Here is a 22,608-nt window from a genome sequence, read left to right on the forward strand (position 1 = left end):
TTAGCTTTCGATTTCTTCTTCTACATCATCATCAGCAGTGTCCATGCCTAGCTCTTTTAATTTGCGGGTTAGGGTATTGCGTCCCCAGCCCAGTAATTCAGCTGCATGGCGTTTACGCCCGCGAGTTTGCTGCAAAGCGGCAGTAATTAGCGTGCGTTCAAACATGGGTGTGGCAATGTCTAGAATCTTCATTTCACCATTTTTCAGTTTCTGGATGGCCCATTGACCCAATAACTCATCCCAATGATGCAGTGAAATACGGTCAAAGGTGTTGTGTGGTTGTGTATCTTCAGCTGAGCGCTGAATTGGAATCTGTTTCAGTTCTGAAGGCAGGTCTTCAGGATAAACTTCACGTCCGGTAATCATGACAGTCAGCCAGCGACAGGTATTTTCTAACTGACGCACGTTGCCTTGCCACGGTAGCTGTTGCATATATTCCTGGGTTTCTGGACGCAAGATTTTAGGATTGACACCCAATTCTTTACCCGCACGAGCCAAGAAGTGCTGCGCCAGCATAGGAATGTCTTCGCGACGATGGGCCAGTTTTGGAATATGAATGCGGATCACATTCAGACGGTGATACAAGTCTTCACGGAAGCGTCCGTCATGCACCAGTTTTTCCAGATCCTGATGGGTTGCTGCAACAATACGTACATCGACCTTCACCGGGATATGTCCACCGACACGATAGAACTCGCCATCTGCCAGAACACGCAGTAAACGGGTTTGGGTTTCAAATGGCATGTCACCAATTTCATCTAGAAACAGGGTGCCACCATTAGCTTGTTCGAAACGGCCTTGGCGCTGCGAGTTGGCACCGGTAAAAGCACCTTTTTCATGTCCGAAAAGTTCGGTTTCAATCAGGTCTTTAGGAATGGCTGCCATATTCAAAGCAATAAAAGGTTTGCTGCTGCGTGGCGAATGGCGGTGTAACGCATGCGCGACCAGCTCTTTACCAGTTCCCGATTCACCATTGATCAATACGGTAATGTGCGATTGGGATAAACGGCCAATCGCGCGAAACACTTCCTGCATGGCAGGAGATTCACCAATAATTTCAGTCGATTGAATGGCTGGGGTGACTTTTGCAGATTCCTGCTGCTGTAATTTGGCAATATGCAGGATGGCACGGTTGACCAGTGCCAGTGCTTCATCAATATCAAAGGGTTTTGGTAGATATTCAAAAGCACCGGTTTGATAGCTGGATACTGCAGATTCCAGATCTGAATGCGCGGTCATGATAATGACCGGTAAATCTGGATGGGTGCCTTTGACTTTGCCCAGGAAAGTCAGACCATCGATGCCAGGCATACGAATGTCAGTTAAAATAACATCAGGTGCATCTATGCTGAGCTGATCCAGTGCAGACTGTGCCTCTTCAAAACTGGTCACGTCAAAGCCTTCTTCTTTGAAGGTTTTTTCCAAAACCCAGCGCATGGCACGATCATCATCAATGACCCATATTTTATTTCGCGACATGGTTAGACTCCCAAGGTAAATATAAGCTAAATACTGTTTTTCCTGGAATAGATTGGCATTCAATCATTCCGTTATGTTGGTGCATAATATTCTGTGCAATGCTCAGGCCCAGTCCGGTGCCTTTAGCACGTCCTGTGACCAGTGGATAAAATACCGATTCTAAAATTTCTTCCGGAACGCCGGGACCGTTGTCTTCAATATCAATACGGACTGCAGAACGTTTTAATACCCCATTAATGGTGACCAGGCGCTGAATCCGGGTTCTTAAAATCAGTTCCGGTTGATGATCAACAAAGAATTCCCTGTTTTCCATCATGGCCTGTACGGCATTGACACTGATATTGAGCATGACCTGAATCAGCTGGTCGCGATCTGCCATTACTTCAGGCAAGGACAGATCGTAGTCGCGGGTAATTTTGATTTTCTTTTTGGTCTGGTTGGTAATCAGTGAACGTACACGTTCCAGAGGCTCATGCACATTGACCAGTTCATAACTTGGTAACTGGCGGGAGCCGAGCATGGTGTCGGCCAGATTGCGCAAACGGTCTACTTCACTAATAATAATGTCGGTAAATTCTTTGTATTGCGGGTCATTCAGGCTGCGCGCCAGTAATTGGGTAGCACCACGAATGCCGCCTAAGGGGTTTTTGATTTCATGGGCGACACCACGAATCAGTTGTCGTGCTACCTGATGCTGCTGAATCAGGTTTTCTTCTTTGGATATTTTCAGCATCCGGTCAATTTGATTCAGCTCAATCAAGAGGAGCGGATGATAGGGTTTCTGTGAATTAATCAGAGATACGGTGTAATCGACATGAATATCTTTAAAATTGACACTAATGGTGGCTTCGCGACGGGTATAGGGTTGGCCGGTTGTAAAGGTATTGAGCAAGGCTTCTTCAGTATTGAACTCATCATCCGGCATATGCAGCAAATTTAACACCGGCTGTCCCGCCGCCCGCAGTAAACTGATGTCGAACAAGGATTCGCAAGAAGAATTCAAATAAAAAATATTCAGGTTACTGTCGACCAATAAAACTGCAGTGGTTAAATTATCCACTAAAAGGCGATAGTCGATAGCGACGGGTTGATCCATTTGCGAAAGCATCCTGTATTAAAATAGCGCAATGGCATCTGCACTTCTTTTCATTTCTCCCTGTTATGGGACATTCAACGAGTTAAACGTGGTCGAAATAAAGCAAAATGCACGCCAACTTTGAGCATGGGGGTAAATATAAATTCTGCCGCTATAAAACTGTGCTTTTTTGTTTTTGATAACAGAATTCTAATTTCATAGTAATAGAAATATAATTATTAGTGAACCAAAATGGTGCGTTTGAATTATTTGCTAAAAATATAGCCGTATTTTGGTGCGTAATACAAAGAGTCGGGATTCCACCTGTTTTTATGATTGGAAAAGACATACAATACGCGCATTATAGTGGAGCGCAGATTCATGAAATCCCCCAAAGTCGGTTTTGTTTCTTTAGGTTGTCCTAAGGCATTGGTAGATTCCGAACGAATTTTAACTCAGTTGAAGACTGAAGGTTATGATGTAGCATCGGATTACGATGGTGCTGATTTAGTAGTTGTTAATACCTGTGGTTTTATTGAATCTGCAGTACAAGAATCTTTAGATGCAATTGGCGAAGCCATGAGTGCAAATGGTCGTGTGATTGTGACTGGCTGCTTGGGTAAAGATGAAGAAAAAATTCGCCAGATGCACCCCAATGTCCTTAAAGTGACGGGTGCTGCAGCATATCAAGAAGTGATGGAAGCCGTACACCAGTACGTGCCTGAACCACCAAAACATAATCCGTTTATTGACCTTGTTCCGGAGCAGGGTATTCGTTTAACCCCTAAACATTATGCCTATCTAAAAATATCAGAAGGCTGTAACCATCGTTGTACCTTCTGCATTATTCCAAGCATGCGCGGTGACCTGGTATCACGTCCGGTCGGTTCTGTACTTGAAGAAGCAGCAGCACTCAAGCGTGCAGGTGTGAAAGAAGTCCTGGTGATTTCTCAGGATACTTCCGCTTATGGTGTAGATACCAAGTACAAACTGGATTTCTGGAATGGCCAGCCGGTTAAAACCAAGTTTTACGATATGTGTGAAGCATTGGGTCAATTAGGCATCTGGGTACGTTTACATTATGTCTATCCATATCCGCATGTGGATGCAGTCATTGATTTGATGGCACAAGGTAAAATCCTACCTTATCTGGATATTCCATTCCAGCATGCCAGCCCTAAAATTCTGAAACTGATGAAACGTCCAGCGCACAGTGAAAATACATTAGAGCGTTTAAAATTGTGGCGTGAAAAATGTCCGGATCTTGTGATTCGTTCAACTTTTGTGGTGGGTTTCCCTGGCGAAACAGAAGAAGACTTCCAAATGCTATTGGAATGGCTCAAAGAAGCTCAGCTTGATCGCGTAGGTTGCTTTACTTACTCACCCGTTGAAGGTGCAACTGCCAACGATTTGCCAGGCCATGTACCGGAAGAAATCAAGCAAGACCGTTATGAACGTTTCATGCAAGTGCAGCAGGAAATTTCTGCAGCCAAACTGCAAAAACGTATTGGCCAAACCATGACTGTGCTGGTCGATGATCTGGAAGATGAATTCCCGGTTGCGGTTGCGCGTTCTTATGCCGATGCGCCTGAAATTGATGGTAATGTCTTTGTAGAAGATATTGATAAAAGTCAGATTAAAGCGGGTGATTTGCTGGAAGTGGAAATTACTGATGCCGATGAATATGACTTATATGCAAAGTTGATTCGCATTAAATCAGCTTGATCTGTCATAAGAATAGACGAATAAAATTTTAGATATTGGAAGATTTGGAGATTTCCTGATGTTGGACTCAAAAAAGCCCCGTTATGCACGTATTTTATTGAAACTTTCTGGTGAAGCACTTGCCGGAAACAAAGATATGGGTATTGACGCCACTGTGCTTGATCAAATGTCCCTGGCGATTGCGCACTTGGTCGGTTTAGGCGTACAAGTGGGTATCGTAGTGGGCGGTGGTAACCTGTACCGCGGTAGCCAATTGCAAAAAGATGGTCTGGTTGGCCGTGTCACTGGTGACCAGATGGGTATGTTGGCTACGGTAATGAATGGTCTGGCATTACGCGATGCTTTAGTGCGCCGTAACATTAAAACCCGCTTAATGTCAGCACTTCCAATTGGTGCTGTGGTTGAATCTTATTCAAGTCGTGATGCGATTCGTCATTTAACTCAAGGCGAAGTCTGTGTATTTGTTGCCGGTACAGGTAATCCGTTCTTTACTACCGATACAGCAGCCTGCTTACGTGGTATCGAAATTGAAGCCAACCTGATCCTAAAAGCAACTAAAGTGGATGGTGTTTATAATAAAGACCCAAGCAAATACGATGATGCTGTGAAATACGAAGCACTGACTTTCGATCAGGTACTTGATGAAAAATTAGGTGTGATGGATTTAACCGCGATTTGCCTATGTCGTGACCATAACGTGCCACTTCAAGTATTCGACATGAACAAAGCTGGTTCATTGCTTTCAGTGGTGATGGGTGAAAAAGAGGGTACTCACGTTACGAATTAATGTACGTGAGCCTGAAAGCTCTTTATACTACACGCTATTTAGTTATTACATCTCTTAGAATTAAGTAAGGAAGATCACATGATTAACGATCTTAAAAAAGACGCTGAAGACCGTATGAACAAGACGCTTGAGTCTTTGGAGCATGGTTTTGCCAAGGTTCGTACAGGACGCGCGCATCCATCCATCCTGAACGGTGTTATGGTTCCTTACTATGGCTCGGATGTGCCATTAAACCAGGTGGCGAACGTGGGGGTTGAAGACTCGCGTACATTGCTTGTTCAGCCATTTGAACGTTCAATGGTCTCTGCAATTGATAAAGCGATCCGTGAATCAGACTTGGGCTTGAACCCAATTACGGCTGACGCGATTCGTGTACCGATGGCGGCACTGACTGAAGAAACACGTCGTGACATGCAGAAAGTTGCACGTAATGAGGCTGAAAATGCCAAAGTTGCCATTCGTAACATTCGTCGTGATGTGTTGGGTGACATCAAGGCATTATTGAAAGAAAAAGAAATTTCTGAAGATGATGAGCGTCGTGCAGGTGATGACATTCAGAAAATCACTGATAAATTTGTTGCTGAAGTTGAAAAACGTCTGGCTGCTAAAGAAGCTGAATTGATGAAGGTCTAAGATTGAATGACCGTATCAGAAGATAATATGCTTCTTCCAAAACATGTTGCCATCATCATGGATGGCAACAATCGTTTTGCAAAAAAAAAGCAAATGCAAAAAGGGGCTGGACATCGTGAAGGGAAAAATATCCTGGATCCGATTGTTGAACATTGTAGAAAAAATCATATTCAAGCGCTAACCGTTTTTGCATTTTCCAGTGAAAACTGGAATCGCCCTCAGTTTGAGGTTGATTTGCTCATGCTACTGTTGGAAGAAACTATTCATGAGCAATTGCCACGGATGGAAAAATTCAATATTGCCTTACGTTTTATTGGTGACCGTTCACGTTTGTCCGACCGTTTGCGCGAGTTAATGTTGCAAGCCGAACAAAGGACTGCTAAGTTCGACAGCATGACTTTAACCATTGCTATCAGTTATGGTGGTATGTGGGATATGGCTCAGGCTGCAAAACAGATTGCAGCAGATGTGCTGGCGAAAAAAGTTGCGGTTGAAGATATTGACGTGGAGCTTTTTGGGCAACATGTCTGCATGGCCGATTTGCCTGCTGTAGATTTACTCATTCGTACAGGGGGTGATTATCGTTTGTCAAATTTTTTACTTTGGCAAGCTGCGTATGCTGAGCTATATTTTACCCCAACCTTGTGGCCTGAATTTACTGTAGAAGAATTAGATGATGCATTCGCGGTCTTTGCTGGACGTGAACGTCGTTTTGGTAAAACTTCAGAGCAAATCCAACAAGAGAAACTTGAGAATTAATAAATGTTAGAGCGGATTATAACCGCATTGGTATTGGTAGCAGTTGTACTGAGTTGTATGTTTGCTACACAGTCTCAGTATCCAATGTTTATGCTGATGATTGTTGCAGCAGGGGTTGCAGGGTATGAGTGGTTTAAGCTTATGCCAAGAAAGAATAAAAATCTTATTAAGCCCTTAGCTTGGGTTTATGGATTTGCTACTGCCGCTTTAGCAACTTTAGCATTATATTTTAATGATATTGCTCTGCTACTTTGGGCAGCTTCCATTATTTGCTGGATCTGCAGTATTTTTTGGGTTAAATCGTATCCAAACTATGATGGATGGTACAATTCCAGCTTAAAGATTATCGGATTTATTTTAGTTTCTGCTGCAGTCACCGCAATTTTCTCTGTATGGCATAGCTCGCCATGGTGGCTCATGTACCTGTTTTTACTGGTATGGGGTGCAGATAGCGGTGCTTATTTTGTTGGGCGTAAACTGGGCAAGAAAAAACTTGCTCCAGATGTTAGTCCAAATAAATCAGTAGAGGGTTTATATGGTGGTATTTTTACTGCCATGCTGATTGTGGTAGCGGTAGAAATCCTTTATTTGGATTTAACTCTGGCACAGCATATCTTGTTTTTAATTTTATCTGTGATTACCGTATTTAGTTCGGTTCTGGGCGACCTGTTTGAATCCATGATTAAACGTCGTGCTGGAATTAAAGACTCGGGTCGTATTCTGCCAGGACATGGTGGGGTGCTTGACCGTATTGATTCATTGCTTGCTGCTGCTCCAATTTTTGCTGCAGGCATGTATGTTTTGAAACTTATTGGTGTAGATTTATAGATGTCACAATCTGTTTGTATATTAGGTGTAACGGGTTCAATTGGTCAAAGTACCTTAAAAATTCTGCAACAGCATCCTGAAAAGTATTCTGTTTTTGCAGTCACGGCGCATAGCAGAATTTTAGAACTCGTTGCAATATGCAAACAATATCGGCCAAAAGTCGTGGTCGTTCCTTCTAGTCGTGTTAAAGAATTACAGCAATATTTTCATGATCATTCTTTAACAGATATTGAAATTCTGACTGATGAAGCGGGTTTGATTGCTGTTGCTGAACATGCAGATGTCGATGTGGTTATGGCAGCTATTGTAGGTGCTGCGGGCTTATTGCCGACCTTGGCTGCAGTTAAAGCCGGTAAGCGTGTCTTGCTGGCCAACAAAGAAGCACTGGTGATGTCGGGTGATCTTATGATGCAGGCAGCACGTGATTATCAGGCTGAATTGCTTCCAGTCGATTCTGAGCATAATGCGATTTTTCAATGTTTGCCTGCCGGTTATTTTCAGGCAGAGCGCAATGGGCAACCTAAACAGGGGGTGTCGCGCATTCTGCTCACCGCATCGGGTGGTCCATTTTTAAACCATAGTCGGGAGCAACTGCTAAATGTGACTCCTGCACAGGCATGCAAGCATCCTAACTGGTCTATGGGTCAGAAAATTTCAGTTGATTCGGCAACTTTAATGAATAAAGGACTGGAGCTGATCGAAGCCTGCCATCTCTTTGCAATTTCAGAACAGTTTGTAACAGTGGTGGTACATCCACAGAGTATCATTCATTCTATGGTTCAATATGTGGATGGGTCGACTTTGGCACAAATGGGCAATCCTGATATGTGTACGCCAATCGCGCATGCACTTGCATGGCCAGAGCGTATTCAAACCCATGTGCCTGCACTCGACCTTTTTGTCAATCAGCAACTCGATTTTCAGGAACCTGATACACTGCGTTTTCCGGCATTAAAGCTTGCACGTCAAGCCATGCAGAGCGGTGGTTTAGCTCCTGCAATTCTAAATGCTGCCAATGAGATTGCTGTTGCTGCCTTTTTGAAAAGTGCCATTGGCTTTACAGAAATTCCTCAGGTAGTCGAACAGACTTTAAATCAGGTTGAAGGGGGCGCTGCAGAGTCGATTGAGCGTATTTTACAAGTCGATCGAATGGCTCGATCTGCTGCCCAGCAAATTGTCATCAATAAAGGAAGCTAAAAAATGAGTGCCTTGTTTATGATTGTGGCAGCAATTTTACTTCTTGGACCGCTCATTGCGATTCATGAGTTTGGACATTATATTGTTGCGCGTAAACTGGGTGTTAAAGTTTTAGTTTATTCGATTGGCTTTGGGCCGACCTTAGTCAAGTGGACCTCTAAAAAATCGGGCATTCAATATCAGCTTTCAGCATTACCGTTAGGTGGCTATGTCAAAATGCTGGATGAACGGGAAGGCAGCGTTGCTGAAGAGGATTTACCTAAGGCATTCAACCGTCAGCATCCCTGGAAACGGATCGCAATTGTTGCTGCCGGGCCGTTAATCAATCTGGTTTTTGCCGTCTTATTGTTCTGGGTTTTGTTTATTCCATCGCAAGAACAATTGAACACCCGTGTGGGTAAAGTGTTGCCAAATACCCCGGCAGCTACAGCTCAAATGCAGGTTGGTGACAAAATTACAACAGTCGATGGAACGCAAGTCACAACTTGGGAAAAGTTAAATTTTGCTTTGGTGGATCGTGTTGGTGAAACCGGTTCTATTGAAATTCAGGCAGACCGTCACGGTCAGTTACAAACCTTTTACTTGCCTATCCAGAACTTCTTAAAAAATCAAGACCAGTCTGCATTGGACAGTTTGGGCTTTATGCCATACCGTCCATATATTGCTCCCGTGGTCAGCAAGCTGAGTGAAGGTGGTGCAGCTATTCGTCAGGGGATGAAAGAAGGCGACAAAATTGTGGCCATTGATGGTGTGAAAATGAATGACTGGTTCGATGTTGTTCAAGTTGTTCAGGCTTCTCCAGAAAAATTATTAAAAATAGATGTATTACGTCAAAATCAACTGCTACATTTACAGGTGATGCCACAAGCCAAGCGTGACAGCATGGGTAATGTTTCAGGTATGCTTGGTGTACAAAGTACCCCTGGAAAAATAACCATTCCCGAAGAATATAAGCAAACCATTCAATATAGTCCGACTGAAGCACTGGTGATGGCTATTGATAAAACGGGCCAAATTTCAGGTATGATTTTGAACTCGATGGTTAAGATGGTTCGTGGTTTAATTGGGCTGGATAATTTATCTGGACCGATCACCATTGCCAAGGTAGCAGGGCAAAGTGCGGAAATGGGTTGGCAAACCTTTATCTCATTTATGGCCTTAATGAGCGTGAGTTTAGGTATTTTAAATTTATTGCCTATACCAATGCTTGATGGTGGACACTTGGTTTACTATGTTATTGAGCTAATTCGTGGTAAACCTGTTTCTGAACAAATACAATTGTTTGGTTTAAAAATTGGTATGGTACTGCTCGGTAGCATGATGCTCCTTGCACTATTCAATGACTTCATGCGTTTATAACAACGTAAATATGTAATAAATTAACATCGGAAAAGACTGGCATGCAGCACACACATTTATTTATGCCTTTGGCACTCGTTAGTGCAATGGCAGCAGTACAACAAGTATATGCAGCAGATGAATTCATTGTTCGCGATATCAAAATTGATGGACTTGTTCGCTTAACGCCAGAAAATGTTTATGGAGTGTTGCCTGTCAATGCTGGCGATCGGGTTAATGATGCGACCATTGCAAATGCGATTCGTGCCTTGTATGCCACTGGCCTGTTTGATGATATCAAGGCATCTCAACAAGCAGATACGCTTGTTTTTAGCGTGGTAGAACGCCCGGTTATTTCCAAGGTTGAGTTCAAGGGGAATAAACTTATTCCTAAAGAAGCCCTGGAAGAAGGGCTGAAAAAAATGGGGATTGCAGAAGGCGAGGTTTTGAAAAAATCTGCTTTGCAAACCATTGAAACTGAACTTGAACAGCAGTATATGCAGCAAGGTCGTTATGATGCCGATGTTAAGGTAATCACGACTGCCAAACCGAATAACCGTGTTGATTTAACCGTTGACTTTGTTGAAGGTAAGGCAGCTAAAGTTGTTGATATCAATATTATTGGCAATACCGTTTTTAAAGAAAGCGATATCAAGCAGGCTTTTGCTGTTAAAGAAAGTACATGGAGTTCGATTGTTACCCGTAACGATCGCTATGCACGTGAAAAGATGGCTGCCAGCCTTGAAGCTTTACGTGCTTTATATTTAAACAAGGGTTATATCAATTTCAATATCACCAACTCAAGTTTGAACTTGAGTGAAGATAAAAAAAATATCTTTGTCGAAGTTGCGGTAGAAGAAGGCGAACAATTTAAATTTGGTCAAAGCAAGTTTTTGGGTGATGCACTTTATAAACCTGAAGAATTAAAAGCACTGCAAATTTATAAAGATGGCGACATTTATTCTCAAGAAAAAGTCAATGCGGTCAAGCAGCTTTTACTGCGTAAGTATGGTAATGCCGGTTATTACTATGCGGAAGTGAATATTGTTCCTGAAATCAATAAAGAAACCAAACAGGTTGATTTGAATTATTATATTAATCCGGGTCAGCAAGTCACTGTGCGTCGTATCAACTTTACTGGTAATAGCAAAACAGCCGATGAAGTATTACGTCGTGAAATGCGCCAGATGGAAGGTGCATTAGCCAGCAATGAAAAAATTGATTTATCTAAAGTTCGTCTAGAACGTACAGGTTTCTTTAAAACAGTTGAGATTAAACCGACACGTATTCCAAATGTACCTGACCAGGTTGATTTGAACGTCAATGTTGAAGAGCAGCATTCAGGTACCAGTACACTGGCAGTCGGTTTCTCGCAAAGTGGTGGTGTAACCTTCCAGGCGGGCTTAAGTCAAACCAACTTCTTGGGTACAGGTAATGCGGTATCAATTGACTTGTCGCGTTCAGAAACACAAGATTATTATAATTTAAGCGTGACTGATCCATACTTCACCATTGATGGTGTACGTCGCGGTTATAACATGTATTACCGTAAAACCAAGTTGGATAATAACTATAACGTCAATAACTATGTAACCGACAGCTTTGGTGGTGGTATCAACTTCGGTTATCCAATTGATGAGAATCAGAGTATCAGTGCAGGTCTAAATATTGACCAAACAGAAGTGACTACCGGTCCGTATGTATCTACTTATGTTCGTGACTATTTGCTAGCGAATGGTGGTAAAGCCACTGGTTCGGATACAAAGTGTAATGTAGATACTGTTCTTGATCCGTCTACAGGCCTATATAATTGCCCAACAGGGCAGGAAGTAACTTTTGATAATAAGTTTAATGGTGATTTCCTAACCTATAACCTTAATTTAGGTTGGTCTTATAATACTTTGAACCGTCCTGTTTTCCCGACATCAGGTATGTCACATCGTGTGAATGGTGAAATTGCATTACCAGGCAGTGATGTGGAATATCAAAAAATTACTTATGATGCCCAAGCCTTCCAGCCTTTAGGTAAGGGCTTTGTATTACGTGGTTATGGTAAGTTGGGTTATGGTAACGACTTGCCATTCTATAAAAATTTCTATGCCGGTGGTTTTGGTTCAGTACGTGGTTATGACAACAGTACATTAGGTCCTAGATATCCTGGTGTTACTTATAATGAGTCAGGAACTAAAGATTATAATCCGGAAGAAGTCGGTGGTAATGCTTTAGTACAATTTGGTACCGAACTGGCACTACCTTTACCATTTAAAGGGGATTGGACCCGTCAGGTTCGTCCAGTGCTGTTTGCTGAAGGTGCACAAGTATTTGATACTCAGTGTGATATTCCAAAAGGAAACTTATATCTGGATTCGACTAATACTCAAGTCAATGCGAAACAATATTGCGAAGATAACTTCGGCTTTGATGCAGGTAATATGCGTTATAGCGTAGGTGCAGGTTTTACCTGGATTACCATGATTGGGCCACTATCTCTCAGCTATGCTTATCCGTTAAATGAAAAAGACGGTGATAATACTAAAAATATCCAATTTGAAATTGGTCGTACTTTCTAAGTGCGACCCTCAATGGGTTTAAAGAGGATATGTGTATGAAGAAAATATTAATGAGCCTTGTTTTTGCTGGTTTGGCGAGTACGTCGATAGTACATGCCGCTGGTTATGGGGTGGTTGATCTGGAAAAAGTGGTAGAAAATAGCACTTATTTAAAACAGCAGAATGTTTCTTTGCAGCAAAAAGTCAAGCCGCAAACCACTAAACTGGAACAGTTAGCTAAAGAACTCGAAGCTCTACAGCAACGTGCTCAGCAAACGCCTAATTTATCTGATGCTGAAAAGCAAAAAATGTCTGTGCAATTTCAGACTCAGCTAAAAGAATTTAATACGCTGCAGCAAAGTGTACAGTCAACCGTTCAGTCTACGATTCAGATGATGAACAAGACTTTAGGGGCTCGAGTCAAGCAAGTGGCAGAACAATTGCGTAAAGAAAATAACTTGGATGTTGTTTTGAATAAAAATTCCGCACTTGCTTATGACCCTAAATATGATTTAACTGATAAAATGATTCAAAAGGTTAACGTTATTAAGTAATCAATGAATCCTAGACAATTTCGCTTAGAAGATCTTGCCCGTCTGGTACAGGGCGAGCACGTAGGTCAATCTGATTTAATATTAGAAGGATTGGCTAGCTTGGATGCAGCTCAAGCGAAACATATTGCATTTGTAAATGCTGATAAATATCTGGATCAGGCACGCGCTTCAAAAGCGGGTGCATTGATCGTTACTTCCTCTCTAAAAAATCAGTTAGATACGCACAATAATTTTATTGTAGTTGACAATCCTTATCTGGCTTTTGCCATTCTGACGCATGTATTTGAAAAGAAAAATCAGCATCAGGGCATAGAATGTACAGCTCAAATTCACCCTTCTGCCATAATTGCCGATAGTGCCTATATTGGACATTATGTTGTTATTGGTGAGCATTGTGTGGTGGGTGATGATACCGTCATTCAGTCACACGTTAAAATTGATGATGATGTCGAAATTGGTCAGCAATGCTTTATCGATTCACATGTCACATTAACTGGTGACACAAAAATTGGGGATCGTGTCCGTATTCATGCCAATACCGTCATTGGGGGAGAAGGCTTTGGTTTTGCTCCTTACCAAGGTAAATGGCATCGTATTGCACAATTAGGTTCAGTTAAAATCGGGAATGACGTCAGAATTGGATCAAATTGCAGCATTGACCGTGGTGCACTCGATGATACTATTCTGGAAGATGGTGTCATTATTGATAATCTTGTGCAAATTGCCCATAACGTAAAAATTGGTGCAAATACAGCACTTGCTGCGAAATGTGGTATAGCAGGTAGCACAACAATTGGCAAAAACTGTGTACTGGCTGGAGCCGTGGGGGTGGTAGGTCACATTAATATTGCCGACAGTGTCACAATTACCGGTATGTCAATGGTCACAAAAAGTATTTCTGAGGCAGGGAGCTATTCTTCTGGGACACCAATGCTGGAAAGTTTGCACTGGAAACGGGCTGCAGTACGCTTTAAACAATTAGCAGATGTGCCATTGACCCAGTTACTTAAACGGCTTGATCATATACAGGCTCAAATCGAGTCCCTTGAATCAACTTTTAAGCGTAAATAGATATGATGACTGAGTCGAATACTCCTGCATTTACGAAACCTGAATTGCCAATGCACATTCAACAAATTCGTGAATATTTACCTCACCGCTATCCATTCTTATTGGTCGATCGCATTGTAGATGTGACTGACAATGGCATTGTGGGCTATAAGAATGTTTCAATCAATGAAGAGTTTTTACAGGGGCACTTCCCGGGCTACCCGATTATGCCAGGCGTTTTGATTGTTGAGGCATTAGCTCAAGTCTCTGGTATACTTGGTTTTATCATGAATAATGAAAAACCTGGTCCAGGATCATTGTTCCTTTTTGCGGGTGTTGAAAAAGTCCGTTTTAAAAAACAGGTCGTTGCTGGTGACCAATTGGTATTAAAATCAGAATTGGTTATGCACAAACGTGGAATTTACAAATATAATTGTATCGCCACAGTGGATGGCGTTGTAGCAACAACCGCGGAAATTACGGTTTCGCATCAGAAAATAGAGCAGGCATGAGTAATAACGATTTAATTCACCCAACCGCCATTATAGACTCATCTGCAGTCATTGCTGCAGATGTACAAATTGGCCCTTATTGTATTATTGGGCCACAGGTCACCATTGGTGAGGGCACCAAGCTACATGCACATGTAGTGGTTGGTGGTTATACTCGTATTGGGAAAAACAACGAAATATTCCAGTTCGCGAGTGTGGGTGAAGTTTGTCAGGATTTAAAATATGCTGGCGAAGAGACCTGGCTTGAAATTGGCGATCATAACTCTATTCGTGAGCATTGCAGCTTGCATCGTGGTACGGTTCAAGATCAAGGTCTTACCAAAATCGGTAGTCATAATTTATTGATGGTCAATACACATATTGCACATGACTGTGTGGTGGGCGATCATAATATTTTTGCCAATAATGTTGGTGTTGCCGGACATGTTCAGGTTGGAGATTATGTGGTCGTGGGTGGAAACTCAGGTATTCATCAATTCTGCAAAATTGATTCTTACAGCATGATTGGTGGTGCTTCGTTAATCTTAAAAGATGTACCTGCTTATGTCATGGTTTCAGGTAATCCAGCGCATGCCTTTGCCATGAATGTTGAAGGTATGCGTCGTAAGGGTTGGTCTAAAGATGTGATCCAGGCCTTACGTCAAGCCTTTAAATTGATTTATAAAGAAGCTTTAACCACTGAGCAGGCCATACAGCAGATTCGCACCGACCTGTTGCCTGAGGCTCCTGAAGTACAGTTATTGATTGATTCATTAGAGCAATCCAAGCGTGGTATTGTTCGTTAATCGAATATACTGCTATAAAAAAGACACCTATTAAGGTGTCTTTTTTTGTCTTTTATTTCTTCAGATATCCAGCTTCTTCAGATTTGGGATAATTTTTTTGTAATTTTATTTTTAACTGATTGGCAAGAGTTGTATTGTAATCGACATTTTTGGCTATATTGTAGAGTTGATATAGGGAACGTGATGCCTTGGCAGAATTGGGGTATTGATTGACCACGACATTATAGTTCTTTTTAGCTTCTGCATAATTGGTCGGTTCCACGGCCAGATTAAATTCAGCGAGCCAGAAATAGGCATTACTAATGTAGATACTATTGGGATTGTTCTTGATAAAGTTTTGCATAGGAGCAATAGCTTTTTTTGCACCGCCTTGTTTATAAGCATCCAGCGCTACAGTATAGGCTGCTTTATCAAGTTCAGTTGAAGAGGGCTGAGCATTGGCGGGAACTGCTTGCTTGGCTGTTGCTGGAGCCACTTCTTTAGCGGATGTATGAGATGCTACTGTGGCTTGGCTGTTTGAGCTGCTGGGAGAAGTATCCTGTTGGTTATCCTCCTCTGGAGCTGCACTTTCTGGGTCTACTTTCTGTTGCAGAAGTTCCAGACGTTGGTCCAAGTCGGTATAGCGATTGGTCAATTCGTGTTTAAGCTGTTCAATTTCGTTGTCCTGTTCTTCAATTTTGCCGCGTAATACGCGAATGTCATTTTCTAATTGCTGGTTTTTTTGCATGATTTGCCAATTTAAATTGGTTGGCACATTGGCAACTGTTGCACCTGGGTTCATAGCCACATTGTTGGCACTGAGGTCAATACTGTTGTTTTGACTCAAGCCGCGTGATTCAATCGGGACATTGGCGTAAAGTGAAGCCGAACCCAAGAAGGTGAGTACGCATAAGGCATGCTGTTTGAGCATCATAAAAAACATCCATTTTGTATTTTTCGGTCCGTTCTAAATACAAGATTTTAGAGTGTGACCATTTAAAAGACATGACGACATTAAAAACGTCCGGCCCATGAAATGCAATATGCGTTTACAATCTTGTCATAGTTTTAAAGTAATTGATTGTGCAGATAAAAACATTCAAGAATGCTGTTTTTAATCAAGATTGTTTTTTTAATAAGCAAACAAAAGCAATGTTGCTAGAAAACAGGTTAGAGTACTTGCAAGTTAATTAAAAATCTCTATACTCTGTTCTTGCAATGGTAGCCCTGCCGGTTACTTCGCAATTGTACTCTACGAACCCCGCCAGGACCGGAAGGTAGCAACGGTAGTAGAACTATGATGTGCCGAAGGTTTGCTGGTAGGGTTGCCACCAATTTTTATAATAATTCATATTTCCCTATATTTATATTTCATCTGCTTTTTTGCTAATTGCTTTCATAATTGCATCCATTTCAAATCCACGATACATCAAAAAGCGTATTTGTTTAGCTTTCAGTTTGGGCTCTTTTTCAACATCAAGACCGAATTTTTTTACTTTCAGTTGATAGGCCTGTTCATTCCAGTCAGTTTCTTTTAATTCATCCTGAATTAAACTGCTATCAATTTTTTTTGATTTTAATGCTATCTTGATGCGGTTTGGACCTTTACCTTTACGTTTCTGGCTCGACAGCATCATTTCAGCTACACGCTGATCACTCTGATAATTTTCACTCGCCAGTTCATCCACCAGTTTAATGACTTCATCACGATCCACGGCATAAAGTGCAAGTTTCTCGATCAGATCCGCTTTTGAGTATTCCTTACGTGTCAATACTGCAAAAGCGTAGGAACGTAAGCGTGTGCCAGTCAAGCCTTGAGCTTTTGGTTCAGATGGATTTTCAAAGTGTAAAGCATCGGATTCTTTAGGCGGAATTGAACAGGTGGACAATTCTCCAGGCGACTCATTAAATTGTTGCTTGAGTGCTGCGTAATCCAGCATATTGGGAAATTTGGGATTGTTCATAAGGGTCTATATCACATCAAATATAAAACGCCCCGTAGGGCGTTTTACAGTTTAACTTTTATTATGCCGGAAATTAAGCATCTAAAAAGTCTGGTTCAGCTTCATCCTTGTCTTCTACCGGTGCTGTACCTGTAGTAAGGAGTTGTTCACGAATCAGTTTTTCCACTTCTACTGCAATTTGTGGATTTTCTTCCAGATGGCGAATCACGTTGTTTTTACCTTGGCCAATTTTATCGCCCTGATAAGAATACCATGCGCCAGCTTTTTGGATGATCTCTTGCTGTACGGCGAGGTCAATCAATTCGCCTAAATGGTTGACACCTTTACCATACAGAATTTGGAATACCGCTTCTTTAAATGGAGGCGCCATCTTGTTCTTCACGACTTTTACGCGGGTTTCCGAACCGATGATTTCATCACCTTCTTTTACCTGACCGATACGGCGGATATCGAGACGTACAGAAGCGTAGAATTTAAGCGCATTACCACCCGTTGTGGTTTCAGGGCTACCAAACATCACGCCAATCTTCATACGGATCTGGTTAATGAAGATCACCATACAGTTAGAGCGCTTTGCATTACCGGTGATTTTACGCAATGCTTGGCTCATTAAACGGGCTTGCAGACCCATATGCGAGTCACCCATTTCACCTTCAATTTCCGCGCGTGGGGTTAGGGCTGCTACGGAGTCGACCACGATCAGGTCAATCGCGCCAGAGCGTACCAGCATGTCGGCAATTTCAAGTGCCTGTTCACCATTGTCAGGCTGTGACACCAGAAGATTGTCGATATCTACGCCTAACTTGCGGGCATATTGCGGATCAAGCGCATGTTCGGCATCAATGAACGCACATGTACCACCCGCTTTTTGACATTCTGCAATAGCTTGCAAAGTCATGGTGGTTTTACCTGAAGATTCAGGGCCGTAAATTTCAACGATACGGCCTTTAGGTAAACCACCAATACCCAGAGCAATATCCAGGGTTAAAGAGCCTGTAGAGACCGCTTCAACGGCCTGTACAGTATTGTCACCAAGGCGCATTACTGTATTTTTACCAAACTGTTTTTCAATCTGGCTTAGGGCAGCATTTAGCGCCTTGCTTTTATTATCATCCATCTCACAACCTCAAACGATGTCACAAAAATATTCACTTAAGTGGATGTGTTGCTTTCAAACGTGTTCCACCCAAGTATAGTGACAGATTCATTCCTTATGTACTATATCAATTCAGTCGAATGCGACAGAATGTGACGCTTAAATATCAACAGCTTCTAATCGTGATATGACCAGTGCTGATCGAACTGCTGATCATTATCTTGTTTGAATTTACTGATTTGTCTTCGATCTTTTTTACTCGGCCGATGTTCAGGTCGGGCTAGATTATGCAACTTTCTTTGGGTGGCAATCAACTCTCGTCTTGCAACACTCACTTCGGTTTCTTCATAAAGTTGCTGGGCAATCGGTGCTGCACCGCGCACAGCGGATAAGGCATTGATGACGACAGTTTTACGGTCAAAACCCTGCTGGATGGTGAGCTCCATCCCGACACGAATTTCTTTGGAAACTTTAACCCGTTCACCGTTATGATGAACTTTACCGCCTTCAATGGCAGCTTTGGATATTGAACGTGTTTTAAAAAAACGTGCTGCCCACAACCATTTGTCAACACGCATACTTTCAACATTGTTCTGTTGAGAAGAATTAGGCATATTTTTTCAGATCCTCAGCTTGTTCTAAGATCACCATTAAATCGGTCAGCTCTTGTAAAATTGGATAGGAACTTTCAGTCCTAATTTCTTTTTGAGATGAGGGCTGGGCAATGGTAATTAAATGCTGGATACCAAATTTTTCTGCACCTTTGAGTACTTTTTCAGTGTCATCAATAAAATAGGTATGTTCGACCTGAAAGGGGTGCAGTGAATGGAGTTTCTGCCAAAATTCGATGTTTTCTTTGGCGTGACCAATCGTTTCACTGCTGACAATTACATCAAAATAATGCGCGATTTGGGTTTGTTCAAGTTTGAATTTCAGGCCTTCACAATCGGCATTGGTTGCAATCCAGCAGGCATAGCCCTGAGCTTTAAGATATTCCAGCAGTTCAATACATCCTGGACGTAAAGTTACCTTGTGTTGAAATTCCTGTTGCAGCGCCAATGTATCAACCCCTACTTTTGCACTCCAGAAGCGTGTGGAATACCAATTTAAGGTATGATTGTATTGCTGGTAAAACTGAAATAGCGCTCGGGTACTTTGTTCGAGTGTACAGTTATGCTTTTCTGCATAGCGAATAGGGAGTTGATGATTCCAGATGAAATCATCATAAGCAAGATCAAGAAGCGTACCATCCATGTCAAAGATGATGGTGGGTTTTTCTGAGGAATTCGGCATATGAAGGTAATCTATGTTTAATGCAACTACGGCACCGCAAGATGCTCTGATTTTACAGTTAGTTCCCATTGTGACACAGGCATGTGAAATTTTGCGAGCAGAATATCAAGCCTATTGTGCAGGTGAAACTTTTGATGTCGAGCATAAAAATGATCAATCACCCGTAACCCAGGCAGATTATCGGGTCAATGCGTTTATCACGACCGCATTACACAAAATTTTTCCGAACATCTCGTTGTTGTCTGAAGAAGGTGACTATACCGAGCGTGAGCAATGGCAAAAATTCTGGTTGCTTGACCCTTTGGATGGTACCAAGGAATTTCTGCATAAACGTCCTGAATTTACCATTAATTTGAGTCTGGTTGAGGGGGCGCATACCACCTTCGCTGTATTAGCCATCCCTGGTGAACAAACGATATATTTTTGTCCCAAACATGGCCTGCCTTTAAAATTAGAAATTGCAACGGGGCAATGGCTGCAATATGTTGATGATCTGCCATCTGAAACTGTTCAGGTCGGTTTAAGTCAAAGTAGTCAGAACAAACCTAAATATGCTGAATATCTGGACATCCTGAAACAGCAGGTGGATATTGTAGAGTTTAGGGCGGGCAGTGCCTATAAGTTCTGCATGATGCTGGAAGGTAAAGTGGATATTTACCCACGCTTTCATCCGACCAGTGAGTGGGATACCAGTGCAGGGCAATGCCTGATTGAACGCATCGGTGGCGGGCTGGTAGATTTTAAAGGCAGACCCTTTGTATATAATCAGCGCGAGAGTTTACTGAATGGTGGTTTTATCGCATTTCGTAATATCGAGATGAAAAATTTGGCATTCCAGGCCCTAGGACTTATGGCGAACATACATTGAGCTGATGCATTAACATGCTATAGTATGCTATGTACCCATGTTTAATTTTGGCTGCTTCATGGCGTTAGATTTACTCCCTATAAGTATGCTGAAGGCGATTGATTTATTGCCTGATGCTAAAACACCTGTCACTCTGTTTACCCGCCATTCTATTCGCGAGGTCGTTACAGGGCAGGGTTTGGCAGGCTATGATTTGCAGTTAACTGAACAAGGCCGTGAGCTTGCCCAGGCATGGGGTAACTATTTAATTGATAATACGGATCGTAGCATCCAGCACTGTATTTCAAGTCCGATTCAACGCTGTGTCGATACTGCTGCTTTAATGATACAGGGTGCCGATTCGAGTATGCTGGCACAAAATACCCATCATATTGAAATTGTCCAGCAAGGCTTACTGGTTGAGCCGGGAAGTTTTGTGCTCGATATTAAACAGGCGGGGCCTTATTTTCAGAAACAAGGTGCTTTGGGTTTTATTAACAGTTTTGTCAATAATGCCTTGCCTGGAATGAAACATCCGATTACTGGTGTAGTCGATGTGCTGGAGCTGATTTATAACACTCATCCGCAAGATCATTTTGGTTTAAGTCTGGCTGTAAGTCACGATACTATTTTGGCAGCCATTATTGCGGTGATTTCTGGGCGTAATACCGTTAGCCATGAAGACTGGCCAAAAATGATGGAAGGCCTGTTTGTCTGGTTTGAAGGTGATGTGTTTTTAGAATCCAAACTGAAATGGATTTGGCGTGGTCAAGTGAACGAGTTGTCGATTCGCGAGTTTCAGAACCTGGAAAAAATAAAATAAAACAGCATTGCTTTTAAAAAACGCCCTCTTGATATTCTTCCTGAATAAAGTAATCCTAAAAAAAATTTTTAATAGAAGTTTTGAAGTGCTTTATGTTTTTATAAGGTGCTATTTTTAGACCTAATAATTTTTTATAGACGTAAAAAAAGCCCTAAAAGGGCTTTTTTTAATGCAACAACTTAGTTAGCTAAAGCTTTAACTTGTGCATTTAAACGGCTCTTATGACGAGCAGCTTTGTTTTTATGGATGATACCTTTATCAGCCATACGGTCAATTACAGGAACCGCAGTTTTGTATGCTTCTGTAGCAGCAGCATAATCACCAGCAGCGATTGCAGCTACTGTACGTTTAAGATAAGTACGAACCATAGAACGTAAGCTTGCGTTGTGTTTACGTGCTTTAACGTTTTGACGAGCACGTTTTTTAGCTTGAGCAGAGTTTGCCACTCGTGCACTCCTTGAATTAGATTGGTCTGGGCGGGCTGAAATTACAACTGAAAACCTTCATCAGAAGAATTATCACCAGCCCGTAAACAAGTGCCATATTGTGATTAAACTATGGCGTTAAGTCAAGTCTTGACTTGATTCGGCAACATTTTAGATGCATAAAAAGTATAAAAAAACCGTTACATTAGTAAAACCTATAGAGATTGATTAAAAAATGACTAAATCAATTAAAAGTGTAATTGTGATTGGTGCAACAGGTCTAGTGGGACGTGAATTGCTGAAACAGCTCAACGAGCTTGAAAGCTGTGAGAAAATAACGGCTGTGGTTCGGCATGAAGATCTAAAACTTAAAAGTCTGGAAAAAGTACAACAATTTATTTTGCAGGATTTTCTGTTACTGAACGATGAAGATGTAAATGGTTATAGTCATGCCTTCAGCTGTTTAGGCACGACACTAAAACAGGCCGGTTCAAAACAGAATTTTTATAATATTGATTATGAAATCAATGCACATTTTGCCGATTTATTTGAATCGACTCAGACCCACTATTTATTAATTAGTGCCATGGGCGCAAATGCACAATCCAGAATTTTTTACAATAAAGTCAAAGGTGAACTGGAACAGCATATCCAAGGCTTAAATCTGGAATATGTATCTGTTCTGCGCCCGTCACTATTAATCGGTGAACGACCAGAACAACGCACCTTAGAAGATATGGCACAAAAATTGTATCAAAAATTCTCGCATTGGGTTCCTGATACATTTAAATATAAGCCCGTGACAGCAGTACAAGTAGCTCATACTATGGTCGAGGCTGCACAAACTCAGACTGAAAAGTTTGAAATTTATGATAATTTACGCATACAAAATTCCAAACGAGGGAAATAA

Annotated in this window: 23 protein-coding genes and 1 other RNA gene; 16 read left to right on the forward strand and 8 right to left on the reverse strand. The window is 41.8% G+C overall.

Annotated elements, in window-relative coordinates:
- Complete coding sequence (gene glnG / locus JFY49_RS06920) at positions 1–1,479, reverse strand: nitrogen regulation protein NR(I) (RefSeq protein ID WP_086196400.1); 1,479 nt, start codon at positions 1,477–1,479, stop codon at positions 1–3.
- Complete coding sequence (gene glnL, locus JFY49_RS06925; RefSeq protein WP_086196399.1) at positions 1,466–2,575, reverse strand: nitrogen regulation protein NR(II); 1,110 nt, start codon at positions 2,573–2,575, stop codon at positions 1,466–1,468. Before glnL ends, glnG begins: the two co-directional genes overlap by 14 nt.
- A 360-nt stretch (positions 2,576–2,935) precedes the next feature.
- On the opposite strand from glnL, the gene rimO reads away from it, so the two are divergent.
- The 12 genes from rimO (at position 2,936) to lpxA (ending at position 15,271) form a co-directional block, all read left to right on the forward strand.
- Positions 2,936–4,279: a 30S ribosomal protein S12 methylthiotransferase RimO gene (gene rimO, locus JFY49_RS06930; RefSeq protein WP_180043566.1), complete on the forward strand. Its 1,344-nt coding sequence runs from the start codon at positions 2,936–2,938 to the stop codon at positions 4,277–4,279.
- A gap of 58 nt (positions 4,280–4,337) precedes the next feature.
- Entirely contained in the window at positions 4,338–5,066 is a 729-nt protein-coding gene (pyrH, locus tag JFY49_RS06935) for a UMP kinase (protein WP_086196397.1), read from the forward strand.
- Positions 5,067–5,144: 78 nt separating this feature from the next.
- Positions 5,145–5,699: a ribosome recycling factor gene (gene frr / locus JFY49_RS06940; RefSeq protein WP_092819386.1), complete on the forward strand. Its 555-nt coding sequence runs from the start codon at positions 5,145–5,147 to the stop codon at positions 5,697–5,699.
- Positions 5,700–5,705: 6 nt separating this feature from the next.
- A complete protein-coding gene (gene uppS, locus JFY49_RS06945) occupies positions 5,706–6,458 on the forward strand; it encodes a polyprenyl diphosphate synthase (protein WP_200224614.1) in 753 nt (250 codons plus the stop codon).
- Between the two features lie 3 nt (positions 6,459–6,461).
- The gene (locus JFY49_RS06950) at positions 6,462–7,286 is read left to right on the forward strand and encodes a phosphatidate cytidylyltransferase (protein WP_086196394.1); all 825 of its coding nucleotides are present in this window, start codon (positions 6,462–6,464) and stop codon (positions 7,284–7,286) included.
- Complete coding sequence (gene ispC, locus JFY49_RS06955) at positions 7,287–8,483, forward strand: 1-deoxy-D-xylulose-5-phosphate reductoisomerase (protein ID WP_180043568.1); 1,197 nt, start codon at positions 7,287–7,289, stop codon at positions 8,481–8,483.
- Between the two features lie 3 nt (positions 8,484–8,486).
- Complete coding sequence (gene rseP, locus JFY49_RS06960; protein WP_180043570.1) at positions 8,487–9,842, forward strand: RIP metalloprotease RseP; 1,356 nt, start codon at positions 8,487–8,489, stop codon at positions 9,840–9,842.
- A 41-nt stretch (positions 9,843–9,883) separates the two neighbouring features.
- Complete coding sequence (gene bamA / locus JFY49_RS06965) at positions 9,884–12,391, forward strand: outer membrane protein assembly factor BamA (protein ID WP_200224615.1); 2,508 nt, start codon at positions 9,884–9,886, stop codon at positions 12,389–12,391.
- A 35-nt stretch (positions 12,392–12,426) separates the two neighbouring features.
- Entirely contained in the window at positions 12,427–12,924 is a 498-nt protein-coding gene (locus tag JFY49_RS06970) for an OmpH family outer membrane protein (protein ID WP_086196390.1), read from the forward strand.
- A gap of 3 nt (positions 12,925–12,927) precedes the next feature.
- On the forward strand, positions 12,928–13,995 hold the full coding sequence (gene lpxD / locus JFY49_RS06975) for a UDP-3-O-(3-hydroxymyristoyl)glucosamine N-acyltransferase (RefSeq protein WP_200224616.1): 1,068 nt from the start codon (positions 12,928–12,930) through the stop codon (positions 13,993–13,995).
- Positions 13,996–14,000: 5 nt separating this feature from the next.
- Complete coding sequence (gene fabZ / locus JFY49_RS06980; RefSeq protein ID WP_171263214.1) at positions 14,001–14,486, forward strand: 3-hydroxyacyl-ACP dehydratase FabZ; 486 nt, start codon at positions 14,001–14,003, stop codon at positions 14,484–14,486.
- Positions 14,483–15,271 carry an acyl-ACP--UDP-N-acetylglucosamine O-acyltransferase gene (lpxA, locus tag JFY49_RS06985; RefSeq protein WP_086196388.1) on the forward strand — a complete coding sequence of 263 codons (789 nt, stop codon included), beginning with the start codon at positions 14,483–14,485 and terminating at the stop codon, positions 15,269–15,271. The genes fabZ and lpxA overlap by 4 nt, the downstream gene beginning before the upstream one ends.
- Before the next feature lie 52 nt (positions 15,272–15,323).
- On the opposite strand, the gene JFY49_RS06990 is transcribed toward lpxA, so the two are convergent.
- The gene (locus tag JFY49_RS06990) at positions 15,324–16,184 is read right to left on the reverse strand and encodes a YbgF trimerization domain-containing protein (RefSeq protein WP_200224617.1); all 861 of its coding nucleotides are present in this window, start codon (positions 16,182–16,184) and stop codon (positions 15,324–15,326) included.
- A gap of 294 nt (positions 16,185–16,478) precedes the next feature.
- Here JFY49_RS06990 and ffs point away from each other — a divergent pair.
- Positions 16,479–16,575: signal recognition particle sRNA small type (ffs, locus tag JFY49_RS06995), an RNA gene on the forward strand.
- A gap of 39 nt (positions 16,576–16,614) precedes the next feature.
- Here ffs and JFY49_RS07000 read toward each other — a convergent pair.
- From JFY49_RS07000 to JFY49_RS07015, 4 genes are all read right to left on the reverse strand, one after another.
- Positions 16,615–17,214, reverse strand: a complete 600-nt coding sequence (locus JFY49_RS07000; RefSeq protein WP_200224618.1) for a regulatory protein RecX — start codon at positions 17,212–17,214, stop codon at positions 16,615–16,617.
- 73 nt (positions 17,215–17,287) lie between these two features.
- Positions 17,288–18,331 (reverse strand): recombinase RecA, encoded by a 1,044-nt coding sequence (gene recA / locus JFY49_RS07005; RefSeq protein ID WP_086196385.1) that lies wholly within the window; start codon positions 18,329–18,331, stop codon positions 17,288–17,290.
- A 155-nt stretch (positions 18,332–18,486) separates the two neighbouring features.
- Positions 18,487–18,924 (reverse strand): RNA-binding S4 domain-containing protein, encoded by a 438-nt coding sequence (locus tag JFY49_RS07010; protein WP_180176326.1) that lies wholly within the window; start codon positions 18,922–18,924, stop codon positions 18,487–18,489.
- Positions 18,917–19,603, reverse strand: coding sequence for an HAD-IA family hydrolase (locus JFY49_RS07015; protein ID WP_180176325.1), 687 nt, complete (start codon positions 19,601–19,603; stop codon positions 18,917–18,919). The genes JFY49_RS07010 and JFY49_RS07015 overlap by 8 nt, the downstream gene beginning before the upstream one ends.
- Positions 19,604–19,616: 13 nt before the next feature.
- Here JFY49_RS07015 and JFY49_RS07020 point away from each other — a divergent pair, with 13 nt between their 5' ends.
- Positions 19,617–20,471 (forward strand): 3'(2'),5'-bisphosphate nucleotidase CysQ, encoded by an 855-nt coding sequence (locus JFY49_RS07020; RefSeq protein WP_180176324.1) that lies wholly within the window; start codon positions 19,617–19,619, stop codon positions 20,469–20,471.
- A 58-nt stretch (positions 20,472–20,529) separates the two neighbouring features.
- Positions 20,530–21,273 (forward strand): histidine phosphatase family protein, encoded by a 744-nt coding sequence (locus JFY49_RS07025; RefSeq protein ID WP_180176323.1) that lies wholly within the window; start codon positions 20,530–20,532, stop codon positions 21,271–21,273.
- Positions 21,274–21,452: 179 nt separating this feature from the next.
- Here JFY49_RS07025 and rpsT read toward each other — a convergent pair whose 3' ends face one another.
- Positions 21,453–21,719: a 30S ribosomal protein S20 gene (rpsT, locus tag JFY49_RS07030; RefSeq protein WP_039622003.1), complete on the reverse strand. Its 267-nt coding sequence runs from the start codon at positions 21,717–21,719 to the stop codon at positions 21,453–21,455.
- Between the two features lie 214 nt (positions 21,720–21,933).
- Between rpsT and JFY49_RS07035 the strand changes: the two genes are divergently transcribed.
- Positions 21,934–22,608 carry an NAD(P)H-binding protein gene (locus JFY49_RS07035; protein WP_200224619.1) on the forward strand — a complete coding sequence of 225 codons (675 nt, stop codon included), beginning with the start codon at positions 21,934–21,936 and terminating at the stop codon, positions 22,606–22,608.

This window comes from Acinetobacter sp. CS-2 (assembly GCF_016599715.1).
GTDB lineage: Bacteria > Pseudomonadota > Gammaproteobacteria > Pseudomonadales > Moraxellaceae > Acinetobacter.